Consider the following 11,092-nt stretch of genomic DNA (forward strand, 5'->3'; position numbering starts at 1 on the left):
ATGGAGGCATTTGTCAATGCTGGCGTGTATCGACCCACTGAAAACCTGCTCATGCTACAAGGGGGAACGTAGTATCCGTTTTGGTCAAGGGGCTGCTGGAGACCATTTTCGAGCATCAGCGATCAGGGTGTTTGCGAGTATGACCAGCTTACGCATGACTGCCGTGAGAGCGACCTTCTGGCGTTTCCCGGCAGCGAGCAATCTTTGATAGACGCGCTTTAGATCGGGGTTGAAGCGGCTGGCAACGAGAGCGGGCATATAGAGACTGCGTCGCACCCAAGGCCTGCCACCTTGGATACGGCGGGGCTTCTCCTGGCGGCCTGATTGCTGTGCGATCGGAGCAAGCCCGACCAATGCGGCGATCTGCTTGGCTGTTGCGCTGCCGAGCTCGGGAAGTTCGGCAGCCATTGTCACCGCGGTAAGCTGTCCAAGGCCAGGGATGCTAGCCAGAATCTCCACCCGCCGCTTTTGCCCGGGATCCTGATTTGTGAGCCGCTGGAGTTCGGCATCGATTGCGGCGATATCCTCGCCGATCTGCCGGATTCGCCGCCGCAGCATCCTCGCCAAAATGGGAAGGGTCGCCACCGCGAGGCGTGTCTTTGCGGCAATCCGATCCTTGGTTAGGCCTCGGCGGCAGACCAGAAGATCCTGAAGGATCGTTTGGTTGGCGGGCGGTGCGGCTTGCGCTTGCAGGTCAAGCTGCCGCCCCATGCGCGCCAACAGCTCCGCGTCGACACGGTCGGTCTTGGCGAGCTGCCCAACGGCCTGACAGTAACGGCGGGCTTGCTTGGGGTTCACCTTCACGCAACGCAGCCCGTTCAGGTGCAGGAACGCCTCGAGCGACCGATGATATGCACCTGTCACTTCAAAGACGATGAGCTCGGGCGGTTACTTTTGAAGAAGCCATGGCTGACCATGTAACGCGCCCGCTGCCGCTCTTGCGCGGCGAACAACTCGATCGTCGCGTTCACATGCGCCAGGTCGTGTCTGGCTTGGGCGATCTGCGCCTCATAGGCCTTGATCCGGCCAAGTATCTCGGCACGCTTCTGCGTCAGCGTCTGGATCACCAAGGGTTCGGACATGCCGACATTGGAACAAACGTCGTGCCCCTGATCCAGTAGGCAATGTGGTGCGCTTGCTACCTAAGACCGAATGCGTCCATCGCCAACGCTTCGACAGCATCCAGCACGCAACACGCGCCATCGGCGACTGGATCAGCTTCTACAACAACCGCCGCCCTCATCAGGCCATTGCCATGCGCACGCCCGCAGAGGCATTCAGATTAGCGGCTTAAACTGAGCAGATTCCGCTGGGTCGATACACTTCCGCCTCAGCAGCACCGCATCCGGATCGGCCAGAGTCTCCAGCGCATAGTTGCACACTGTCGCGCAAGGCATCGGCATCCCATGGAACACATCCAAGGATTGACTGCTGCCATCAAGACCCACTATCGCCAGATAGCCTCTGCCCGCATCCATCCGGTCTTGCGCTGTTCGTCGCCCAGCAGGCCATCGAGAAAATGACCAGCCGAGGTTACGCGCCGCTCCTGCGTGAACAGCACCCGCATCCGTGCTTTCACCTCCCGAAGCGACAAATCCCAGAGCTCCAGCGTTTCCTCGACAGGCAATCCCGATATCCATGATCTCATCACCATCATGGTAACCCGATGTTTCAGAGGTCGGATAAAACGCAACTGCAATACTAAGATAAATTCCTACACTCCTCCAGCAGCGCAGTTTTGTAACTTCCGGGTGACTGAATTATTGCAAGCGCCTCTTTTCTCATAGAGCGCGTTCCAACATATATCGTTCGCCCCTGCCTCCCACTTTCAAGAAGAAACCCATGTTTCACCATAATTCGAATAACTTCGGGAGCCAGGAGTCGCGCCCTATGATCTAATCCACGAAGCAGAGCACTCTCTAGCCTAGAAACACCAGATTGCGCGTAAACCTTGCGAAGCGTAATTACCAATACCTTAACGCCCAGTGCTAATTCCGATCCCAGAATATCATTATTAACGGTGTAAGAAGCCGAAAATTTATCAACATCACACGAAATAAAATTATCTTCCGGCAGATCGTTCTCAGAGGACCTTCCTTCAACCTGACCAATAAGGCATTCAGTAAAGTGCAACCCTGCGGGCAAATCTCCCTCAGGCGGGATAATTAAACGTGATATCAAACAATCAGAAAAGTCAACATTAGTATTCCCCCATATATCCTGGCAAATATCCAACTCATCAATATCTATTCCCTCGAATGTCAAATAATTCTTCGACCCCCCTAAATATGCCAATGGGAAAAATAAATCATATGCCAGTTTGTGATTCCCCTCCTCCATCTCCTTTGACAAGCACGCCTCTAATAGGCCGGTAGATATTCCACTTTGCTCAATTTCCGAGCAAAGGACATGCGTTCCAACTTGATTTAGCTGTTGCGTGATATTTCGAAGATCTTGGCGATATATTTCGTCACCATAAGGATGCCTCACATGCGCAGCTATCATTTCTGCGCTAGCGGCGTTGAGAAAATCCACATCAATAAAAGTGCGATTGGTTGCACTTTCTGGTGATATTCCCAAGCCGGGTAGTCGCAGAAGGAGACGCCGCTCATCCTCGCTGACGGAGTTTCCCGTTGCTATATAGAAGACCTCATCCATCTCCGTGGGCGAGAAACTTTTCTGAATAGCATTACCTTGGCGCGCCTTAGTAGCCAATAGCCCCCAGAATTTCAAGATTGAATCTTTATCGACACCCTCAGATTGCTCGCTTTCGCGTTCCGCAATCATCCGCAGGAGAGCTAGCCATGCAGCTCCTTCTGGAAACGCTCCTTGTGCAGATACATTCACGGCTTCTGCGATCAATCCTTTATTGATTAGATAATTAAGAAAGAGAGGGCGAGTAGGCAACCATTGAGGAAGATCACCTTCATGTCCCTTTCTATGCAAAAATTCGGCCGCCTGATCGGCATCAAATGGCTGTATCGAATAGTGTTCGAAAGTCTCAACTGGCGTCCCAAGCGCTTCGCGCATTTCACTATCCGAGTCGAAATACGCTGCTCGGCCAGATATTACAACCGATGACTTTCGCGGAGTTTGTCTTATTAGGTTCTTCACAACAGAGTGGGTGCTACGCCTGAACTCTCTTAGTTTCCTGTGATCACCAGTCCATCCACGCGTGGAAAGTTCATCAAAACCATCTATTATAAGGTCAACATAACCCGCACTCCATGCGGCGACTAATTTACGTGGATCCGCCGCGTTGCTGCGAGCATGCCGCTCTAGCAGTTCAACTGGATCGGATTGCCCCAGATGCTCTCGCAAATTAATAAACAGAGGAAAGCGAAAGCAATTTCCGAGAGAAAATTGTGTTGCCAGCGCAAAGAATACCTCTCGCAGAAGCATACTCTTTCCAACCCCGTATTCCGCCGTAATAACAAATCTACGGGATGACATTGTGGCCTGAACGAGTTCAGAAATAGAAATAGCGCCTCCTATTTGACTTTCGGAATTTATCACAGTCGGAGAAACAAATTCAGACCTTGCCACTTCAAATGTTTGCTGAACATGGTCATAAATTGAACCGAAAGGCTTACCTGCTCTCGTTCGAAGATATGCCGATGCATCGAAAAGTAGAGATCTAAGTTCATCAAACGAGATAATTTTTGTGGTTTTATCCCACCTCTTCACAGCTAAACGTTGATCTGCTGTCGGCTCATGGAGCGTAACAAGATAACCTTGAGCCATATTTCCTTCAGAACGAATTTTACTGACCAAATCATGTGTCTTCTTCCCGTCGGTAATAGCTTTCTCCTTTTTTTTCTCAGTCGTTGCCTCAACAATCGTGAAAAAAGATCCGCTCCAAAATACACCGTCTCGCTCTCGACCATCCACCTTCTCCGCTCCTTGACCGAGTGAATTCGAAAATAAACTTCTGCAAATCCTCCTCACTTCATCTTCAAACTCTTCACCAGTAAACGTTCGCATCGCGCTTCATCTCTTCCATATAAATATTTCTCTGATCACATAGGTGATTTCTAGTTAAGTCAAGCTCTTATCGAAAGACTACAGATAGAGGTGGCTGCGGAAATCTGAACAGCCGGGATAAGTGGATTTTCCGCGCAACGGCAGCATGATGCTGCGAGCGAGGAGAAGACCATGGGAAGACGACCGCGCCGGAACCACAGCCCGGCCTTCAAGGCGAAAGTGGCGGTAGCAGCGATCAAGGGCGAGAAGACCATGATCGAGCTGGCGCAAGAGTTCGACGTGCATCCGAACCAGATCAAGCAGTGGCGTGACCTGCTGCTCGAGGGCGCGACCGGGGTATTCGGGGAAGCCCCGAAGGCAGAGCCGGAGCCGACCATCGATGTGAAGACCCTGCATGCGAAGATCGGAGAGCTGACGCTGGAGAATGATTTTTTGTCCGGCGCGCTCGGCAAGGCGGGTCTGTTGCCGAGCGCAAAAAGATGATCGATCCCACTGCGCAGATCAGCATCAGCCGCCAGGCCATCGTGCTGGGGATCAGCCGGAGCAGCGTTTATTATCAGCCCCGCACGGTGTCGGAGGCCGACCTGAAGCTGATGCATCGGATCGACAAGCTGCACATGGAATTCCCGTTCGCGGGCAGCCGGATGCTGCAGGGGCTGTTGGTTCAGGAAGGGTTCAAGGTCGGGCGGTTGCACGTTGCTACCCTGATGAAGCGCATGGGCATCGAGGCTCTGTATCGCCGACCAAACACCTCGAGACCTGCACCCGGGCACAAGATCTACCCGTATCTGCTGAGAAAGGTGCCGATCACGCGGCCCAACCAGGTCTGGGCGATGGACATCACCTACATCCCCATGACCCGGGGCTTCATCTACCTCACCGCCGTGCTGGACTGGTTCACCCGCCGCGTCCTGGCATGGCGGGTATCGATCACGCTTGAGGCCGATTTTTGCATAGAAGCGGTGGAGGAGGCGCTCGTGCGCCACGGCGCACCCGAAATCTTCAACACCGACCAGGGCAGCCAGTTCACCTCGACCGAGTTCATCAAGGTGCTGGCCGCCCGCGAGATCAAGATCAGCATGGATGGCAAGGGCGCATGGCGGGACAACGTCTTCGTCGAGCGCTTGTGGCGAACCATCAAATACGAAGAGGTCTACCTGCGCGCCTACGCCAGCGTGTCCGAGGCCCGGGCCGGGATCAGCCGGTATCTCACCTTCTACAACGGCCGCCGCCCGCATTCATCGCTTGACGGGAAAACCCCCGATCAGGCCTACTTCAACCAGCCGGTGCCTAAAGCGGCGGCGGCATAACTGAGGCGGAAAACCACTTAGAAAACGCCCAGGACCTGTTCAGATAAGCCGAACCACCTCTTCATAGGTGGCCATCATGTCGCCAACCATGAGGATATGCGAGGTGGACGGTCCCAGCCTGGTTCGCAGCACCTCGAAAAATTCGGGCTCCCGCTTCAGCGCCCGGATGTCCGGATCGCAGGAAAAACAGGTGACGTCGACCAGATCGCCCAGTAGCCGTTCCACGACCGGGACATAGGGCGGCGCCAGATTGCCGGCCAGCGCCAGCCGGAACCCGATGCGTCGCAGGACATGGAGAACCTCATCGAGCCCGGGAGCCAGTTCGATCGACGCGATTTCGGTGTCCAGATCGCGACCCCATTCCGGGCGGAATTCGACCCCGCAGGCCGCAGCGAACGCCTCGATCGTGGGGATGGGTTCGCGGCGCGGGTCGAGCTTGGGACTGCCGGAATTCCGGCGCGCATCGGCCAGCACCGCTTTCCAGGGATTTCGGGGGGCGCGGATGTGCAGGAGCGTGCCGAAGCAATCGAAGACCAGCGCGGGGGTAACGGTCACCTGTCGACACTCGGCCGGCCGCTAAGGGCGCATGTGAACCGCGCCGGCGACAAGCCGCCCCGTGCCGAGCGGGCGGCCCGTCATTGCCGCACCCGGGCATCGGGCGATAAGGATATCGCCATGGACAATCCCATCGTGCTCCACCCCTACGACAACCGCTGGCCTGCTCTTTTCGAGGAGGAGCGAACCCGGCTGCGCGCGGTGTGCGGCGCGCTCCTTCCGGACCTGCATCACATTGGCAGCACGTCGATCCCGATCGCGACCGGTCTGGCGGATCGATACCCGGAGCCCTAAGCGGACAGTGCCTCGGTAACATGCAGGACCAATTCTTCGGCCAGGCTTTGCACCTGCTTCTGTCGACTGCTCCAGCTCTCGGAGATTTCGCCGAGATATGCGCGCCTCGCATGGTCCAGTATTGAGGCGCTTTGGTCGCTTAGCTGCGGGATTGCCCAAGCGGCAGCTTCATCTTTGCTGACGAACGTTCCTTCGTCGGCGGTGTGCCACATCCGGGCCAACGTCAGCAGCGCGTTACGGGTGTCATCCTGCAGGCCTTTCAGCAATGCAGGGAGAAGCTCCCGCATTGCATCCCGGATTTCGGTCATTGGAACCTCGGGCAGAAGTTCATCCCGATCCGGTCCAAGCAGCGCAATCGCTTCCTGCCGAGCCTGGGCGAGAACCAGCGTCAATTCGGGATTTTGTGTGGGCATTGCGGCCTCGCCCGCCGCAAAACCATCGCGAAGCCATTCGCCAAATACGAAATCGGCGCGTGCCGGAAACAAACCCGCGGTCAGATCGGGGTGTGAAAACACCATGACCTCCAGGCAACGCGGCCCGCTCGGCGCAGACGGATAGCGACCGGAAAGCCTGAGCAACGATGACAGAAGCGAGGCCCGTTCACTCTCGGTCAAACCGCACCTCACGACAGCAAGCAAGTCGATGTCGCTTTGCGGCCGGAGCCTTCCCGAAGCTGCCGAACCATGCAGGTAGACCGCTTGCAGTCCGCCCCCGAGGATGTCGCGCAATGCCGCTAAAGTCTCAGACACTTGCTCAGATTCGTTCAGAACTGCCTGCATATCATCCCCGCCCTCACACTACTACCGGAATATCACTCTTCTGGTCGCTTTGTCCGCAGAGTGATCGCCGCTGGCCCTCTCCAGCGGGAGGGTGTGGTCAGGTCGGCGGGACTAACATGAAGAGCCCTTACGGTTCTTTCATTGTCGAACCGTGCTGCATGGTGGCGATCGCCAAAGCTGCCGCTCAGACAGGACACGGTGAAATGGCGATGGGGTTGCAATGGCAAGGATTCCGCTCCTGGCCACAACATCCCGCCATCACGCCACGATATTGTGGCTGCCTCCGGCGCCGAGGCTCGATGTCACCCGACTTTTCGGACTCGCGCAATGCGCCCTGCGAGGATGGCCAATACGGCACTGCCCAGGCTGAACAATGCGCCCATCTTGGCGGCATCCTGCACTGGCCCTGCGGGGAAAGCCACCGAGGCCACGAAGAGCGCGACGGTGAAGCCGATCGCCGCCACGCAGCCGATCACCGGCAGGTCGCGCAGGCTCATCCCCTCCGGCAGGCCAAGACGCAGCACATTGGCCGCGAACCATCCGAACAGCGTGATCCCCAATGGCTTGCCGATGATCAGACCAGCCAGCACCAGCCAGGTCGGGGCCGAGATCGCCCCGAACTCCACCCCGGCATTGACCAGACCGAAGGCACATAGCACCACCTGCACCGGCAGTTTCAGCGCATGTTCGATACCGTTCAGCAGATCGGTCGCATAACGCTCGCTTTCCGCGAAAATACCGAAGTCCCGTTCGGCATGGGGGATGGCCGGGATGACCGGCAAAAGGCCAAGCGCGGGATGCAGACCTGCGCGATAGAAGGCATACCAGCTGATGCAGCCCGCGATCACATAGGGCCAGGGGCCCAGGACCCGGCGGGTCCAGGTGGAGCTGGGGCGGTCCTGCTTGCCGCGGTCCATGCGCCGGGGCAGCCAGCTTGCCAGCAGCCAGACGGCGATCGCCGCCGCGACCGACAGCAGCAGCCAGACCGGCAAGACCTCGCCCGTGGGATAGAAGATCGCCAGGATCGCAAGCCCGCCCGCATCGTCTGCGATGGCCAGCAGAAGCAGAAAGCCGATCGCGGGGTGCCGCGGGCCAAAGACGATGCGTCCGACCAGATAGGAGAAGGCGATATCGGTCGCGGTGGGGATCGCCCATCCCCGGCCGACATCCGCCATGATGCCAAGCGCCCCGGCCAGCGCCAGATAGACGGCCACCGGCCCCGCCATGCCGCCCAGAGTGGCGATCAGCGGCGTCAGCGCCTTTTTCCCGCGCAGCGAGCCGCCTGACAGGATGACCGCCTCCCACACCTCCTTGGCCGCCATGGCGAAGAACAGCGCCATCAGCACGTCGTTGATCAGAAAGTGCAAGGTCAGGACGCGGGATGTCACACCATCATGGGTCTCGACCATGCCGATCGGCGCATCGGTCCAGAGCGGCAGGTGAACCAGATGGTGATAGCTGTCGGGCGCCAGATTGGCCCAGATCAGCGCGGCAACCGCGCCCCCCACGAGCAGGAGCGAATACTCCGCAACGAAATTCCAGATCCGATACAATGGCTGCTCTCCTGTTCAGGGGCTGCGGATAGCAAATTTCGGAGCAGAGATGAAATCGAAATGCCACGCCTCCCGGCCGGAGATCATCTTCGCATGGCAGGGCTGACCGGATAGCGGCCCGAAAGCCCCTATCCGATCTGGCCGCCTTTACGGACCCATCCTCAGCGCCAGATTTCGGGGTCAACACCTTTGGCTATTTCTGGATGTTCGGCGACGTGGAACTTCGGCTGTATTCCGGCGTCGCGCTGTGCGAAGTAGTTTCGTGTCAGGGCGACGACCGTGCCGGAAAGCGCAAGGATCGCGATCAGGTTGATCGTCGCCATGAGCCCCATCGAGGCATCGGCAAGGTCGAACACCGTCGCCACCGCCTGAAGCGCGCCCCAGACCACCATGACCAGAACAGCCACGCGCAGCACCATCTGCCCGGTCCTGTTGCCGAGGCCAAGGAAGGACAGCGCCATCTCGGAATAGGCATAGTTCCCGATGATCGAGGTGAACGCGAAGAAGAAGATCGCGACCGCCACGAACCACGGCCCGATTCCGCCGATATGATCGGCCATCGCGCTTTGGGTCAGCTGTGTTCCGGTCAGCTCCCCTCCGGGCACATAAACCCCGGAAAGCAGGATCATCAGCGCGGTGCAGGTGCAGATGAGGATCGTGTCGATGAATACGCCGAAGGCCTGAACGAAACCCTGGCTGCTCGGGTGGTGCGGGTTGGGCGTCGCCGCTGCCGCGATGTTCGGGGCCGAGCCCATCCCGGCCTCGTTCGAAAAGAGGCCGCGCTTGACGCCGTTCAGCATTGCCGCCGCGATGCCGCCGGTCACGCCACCCGCGGCTTCGGCCAGACCGAAGGCATTGGACAGGATATGCCACAACATTGCGGGGACTTCGGACAGGTTCATCAGAACCACGATGATTGCGACGAGCAGATAAATTCCGGCCATGAAGGGAACGACATATTCCGCCACGACCGCGATCTGGCGGATTCCGCCGAAGATCACCACCGCCGTCAGCGCGGCGAGGAAAAGGCCGGTGACGATCTTGGGAATGCCGAAGGCGCCCACCATTGCATCGGCGATGGAATTGGCCTGAACCGCATTGAATACCAGCCCGAAAGACAGGATCAGGCAGACGGAAAACAGCGCCCCGACCCACGGCAGGCCCAGCCCGTTAGCGATGTAGAAAGCGGGGCCACCGCGATAGACGCCCCGAGTGTCATCGGCATCCCTGACCTTGTAAAGCTGTGCGAGGGTTGATTCAGCATAAGCCGTCGCCATCCCGACAAAGGCCACGACCCACATCCAGAAGATCGCGCCTGGTCCGCCAAGCACGAGGGCGACGGCCACGCCTGCAATATTGCCCGTGCCGACCCGGGAGGCGAGACTGGTGCACAATGCCTGAAAGGGAGAGATGCCCTGTCGATCACTTGCCGGGGCCGCGGTGATGGAGCGGATCATTTCACCGAAATGCAGAACCTGCTGGAAGCGCAGACGGATGGTGAAATAGATGCCGACCGCGATCAGGCCGTAGATCAGCACATAGCCCCAGAAAATGGTATTGAGAAAGTCGATGATACTCGTCACGTCCAACCCCCTGTTATGATTTGATCTCGCCAGATCCGTCAGTATCACGGGACCGTTACATGGGGTTCGCCTTGTGACAACCCGGTATCCGCTGTCCTGCCGTTGATCCTTTATCTGGTGGAGGTTGTGGCTCAATTTTGTGCTCAGATTTTCACAGGTTGAGCATTCGCCGGATCGTGAAACCTAATCTCATGGCCAGAGACTTCGACAGACAAGATGCGGAGGTCCAGATCCATATCCTTCGCAGGTTCTCTCGAACCATCGCCCATCGGGCTTGAACCGGGTATGGCGCAAGATCCACATCGGGATCGACGAGAAAACATTGGAAATTCGGGCCGCCGAGTTCACCACCAGCGAAATCGGTGATGCGCCGATGCTGCCCGAATTACTCGATCAGATCCCGCCCGACCAGGAGATCGGCAGCGTCACCGCCGACGGCGCCTTCGACACCCGCAAGTGCCATGACGCCATAGCTGCTCGAGGTGCCGCTGCCATCATTCCACCCCGCAAGAACGCCAAACCCTAGAAACCCGACACCGCCGGGGCTGTCGCTCGCAACGAAATCCTGCGGACATCGAAGCGCGTCGGCAGGACCATATGGCGACGATGGAGCGGATATCACCGCCGAAGCCGTGCCGAGACCAAAATGCACTGCGTCAAGTTGCTGGGCCAGCGCTTGTCCGCGCGCGAATTCGACCGTCAGGTCGCCGAGTTCCAAGTCAGGGTCGCAGTGCTCAACGGCTTCACCGCGCTCGGCATCCCCGTCACGGAAGCCGTGGATAAGTCTGTCCGGAGTAAGGGGCAGTCCGCAAGGCACCAGATTTGTGCAACATGTGTAACCGCCCCTTGCGCAAGAGGGATCTTCAGAGCTTTTTTTGGCGCGTCATCGGGTGCTGACATGTGTCCGGCCTCTGGTGCGGCGTTGATGGTGTAACCGCCCCCCGACGGCATCTGTGTGCCATGGTGGGATCGCAACAATCCACTTTGGGAGGCGGTCATGTCGGAGATTATCACGGTCGGGCTCGATCTGGCGA

At 58.0% G+C, this 11,092-nt stretch carries 10 protein-coding genes and 2 pseudogenes; 4 read left to right on the forward strand and 8 right to left on the reverse strand.

The window, feature by feature from the left end; translation table 11 throughout:
- Positions 1-84: 84 nt before the first annotated feature.
- Positions 85-864 (reverse strand): transposase, encoded by a 780-nt coding sequence (locus D2T30_RS20690; RefSeq protein WP_241651363.1) that lies wholly within the window; start codon positions 862-864, stop codon positions 85-87.
- Positions 861-1,082, reverse strand: coding sequence for a hypothetical protein (locus D2T30_RS20695; RefSeq protein ID WP_206613038.1), 222 nt, complete (start codon positions 1,080-1,082; stop codon positions 861-863). The genes D2T30_RS20690 and D2T30_RS20695 overlap by 4 nt, the downstream gene beginning before the upstream one ends.
- Positions 1,083-1,129: 47 nt before the next feature.
- Between D2T30_RS20695 and D2T30_RS24240 the strand changes: the two genes are divergently transcribed.
- Positions 1,130-1,294, forward strand: a complete 165-nt coding sequence (locus D2T30_RS24240) for an integrase core domain-containing protein (protein WP_394343126.1) — start codon at positions 1,130-1,132, stop codon at positions 1,292-1,294.
- Between the two features lie 37 nt (positions 1,295-1,331).
- Here the strand turns inward: D2T30_RS24240 and D2T30_RS23790 are convergent.
- Together D2T30_RS23790 and D2T30_RS20710 are read right to left on the reverse strand one after the other, a co-directional pair.
- Positions 1,332-1,654: pseudogene (locus D2T30_RS23790) on the reverse strand (IS701 family transposase); the annotation flags it as partial.
- A gap of 47 nt (positions 1,655-1,701) precedes the next feature.
- Positions 1,702-3,984: an NACHT domain-containing protein gene (locus tag D2T30_RS20710; protein ID WP_128210374.1), complete on the reverse strand. Its 2,283-nt coding sequence runs from the start codon at positions 3,982-3,984 to the stop codon at positions 1,702-1,704.
- Between the two features lie 171 nt (positions 3,985-4,155).
- Between D2T30_RS20710 and D2T30_RS20715 the strand changes: the two genes are divergently transcribed.
- Positions 4,156-5,294, forward strand: a protein-coding gene (locus D2T30_RS20715; protein WP_128210375.1) for an IS3 family transposase whose coding sequence is annotated in 2 segments (ribosomal slippage) — positions 4,156-4,411 and positions 4,411-5,294 — 1,140 coding nt in all. Because the reading frame shifts where the segments join, the coding sequence is not laid out codon by codon here.
- A gap of 39 nt (positions 5,295-5,333) precedes the next feature.
- Here D2T30_RS20715 and D2T30_RS20720 read toward each other — a convergent pair.
- On the reverse strand, positions 5,334-5,849 hold the full coding sequence (locus D2T30_RS20720; protein WP_128210376.1) for an HAD family hydrolase: 516 nt from the start codon (positions 5,847-5,849) through the stop codon (positions 5,334-5,336).
- A 120-nt stretch (positions 5,850-5,969) separates the two neighbouring features.
- On the opposite strand from D2T30_RS20720, the gene D2T30_RS20725 reads away from it, so the two are divergent.
- The gene (locus tag D2T30_RS20725) at positions 5,970-6,143 is read left to right on the forward strand and encodes a GrpB family protein (protein WP_128210377.1); all 174 of its coding nucleotides are present in this window, start codon (positions 5,970-5,972) and stop codon (positions 6,141-6,143) included.
- On the opposite strand, the gene D2T30_RS20730 is transcribed toward D2T30_RS20725, so the two are convergent.
- From D2T30_RS20730 to D2T30_RS20740, 3 genes are all read right to left on the reverse strand, one after another.
- On the reverse strand, positions 6,140-6,922 hold the full coding sequence (locus D2T30_RS20730; RefSeq protein ID WP_128210378.1) for an aminoglycoside adenylyltransferase family protein: 783 nt from the start codon (positions 6,920-6,922) through the stop codon (positions 6,140-6,142). The genes D2T30_RS20725 and D2T30_RS20730 overlap by 4 nt on opposite strands.
- A 302-nt stretch (positions 6,923-7,224) precedes the next feature.
- Complete coding sequence (locus D2T30_RS20735; protein WP_128210379.1) at positions 7,225-8,475, reverse strand: Na+/H+ antiporter NhaA; 1,251 nt, start codon at positions 8,473-8,475, stop codon at positions 7,225-7,227.
- A gap of 161 nt (positions 8,476-8,636) precedes the next feature.
- Positions 8,637-10,058 (reverse strand): alanine/glycine:cation symporter family protein, encoded by a 1,422-nt coding sequence (locus tag D2T30_RS20740; protein ID WP_128210380.1) that lies wholly within the window; start codon positions 10,056-10,058, stop codon positions 8,637-8,639.
- Between the two features lie 280 nt (positions 10,059-10,338).
- Between D2T30_RS20740 and D2T30_RS20745 the strand changes: the two are divergent.
- Positions 10,339-10,836, forward strand: a pseudogene (locus D2T30_RS20745) (IS5 family transposase); the annotation flags it as partial.
- Between the last annotated feature and the right edge of the window lie 256 nt (positions 10,837-11,092).

The sequence above is a fragment of the Paenirhodobacter populi genome (assembly GCF_004022215.1).
Taxonomy (GTDB): domain Bacteria; phylum Pseudomonadota; class Alphaproteobacteria; order Rhodobacterales; family Rhodobacteraceae; genus Rhodobacter; species Rhodobacter populi.

Bases quoted from the DNA above. Each gene is read 5' to 3' on its own strand.
- D2T30_RS20695 (WP_206613038.1), bottom strand. From the start codon at position 1,082: ATGTCCGAACCCTTGGTGATCCAGACGCTGACGCAGAAGCGTGCCGAG.
- D2T30_RS20710 (WP_128210374.1), bottom strand. From the start codon at position 3,984: ATGCGAACGTTTACTGGTGAAGAGTTTGAAGATGAAGTGAGGAGGATT.
- D2T30_RS20725 (WP_128210377.1), top strand. From the start codon at position 5,970: ATGGACAATCCCATCGTGCTCCACCCCTACGACAACCGCTGGCCTGCT.
- D2T30_RS20730 (WP_128210378.1), bottom strand. From the start codon at position 6,922: ATGCAGGCAGTTCTGAACGAATCTGAGCAAGTGTCTGAGACTTTAGCG.